The 446-nt window shown below is 40.1% G+C and carries 1 protein-coding gene; it reads right to left on the bottom strand.

The genetic code is table 11. The features are described 5' to 3' along the window. Window positions 1–446, bottom strand: a 446-nt coding sequence (locus F7Q96_RS26645) for a PadR family transcriptional regulator (protein WP_151023673.1), incomplete at both ends; no start/stop codon positions are given.

The raw sequence follows: 446 nt of genomic DNA, 5'->3' as shown, positions 1-446 counted from the left end.
CAACCATTTGATCCACTCAGTTTCCATAGTAATGCCGAGTTCTAAGATCATTTTATGAATATATAACACTCGATTATTCAAATCATCGCTATCTTTAAAATCTTTATCGTAAATAGTTTGGTAAAGCTTAAGCTTTTCTTGGTGTAGACCAAGATGTCGTAACAGTTCGGGTAATATTTGATTATTGCCCAATTGCGCCTCAGCGCGCAATCTTACCATTAGGTCATCTCTAAGCTGTGCCGGTTCGCTTTGCTGCGTCATCCATGAAGCGAGTTCAATACGGCCAAGCTGTTCGACTTGATAAGTTTTTTTTCGGCCACTATCCATCTCATTTTCTAAAGTGGAAACCCAGCCTTTTTTAAGCATGTTATTGAGTTCACGATAAATTTGCTGATGTGTGGCATTCCAGAAAAAGCCCATAGATCGGTCAAAACGGCGGGCGAGTT

It is taken from the genome of Cupriavidus gilardii, from assembly GCF_008801915.1.
Lineage (GTDB): Bacteria > Pseudomonadota > Gammaproteobacteria > Burkholderiales > Burkholderiaceae > Cupriavidus > Cupriavidus gilardii.
Note: the sequence above shows the minus strand (reverse complement) of the source record. Positions and strands in the feature narration are given on the sequence as shown.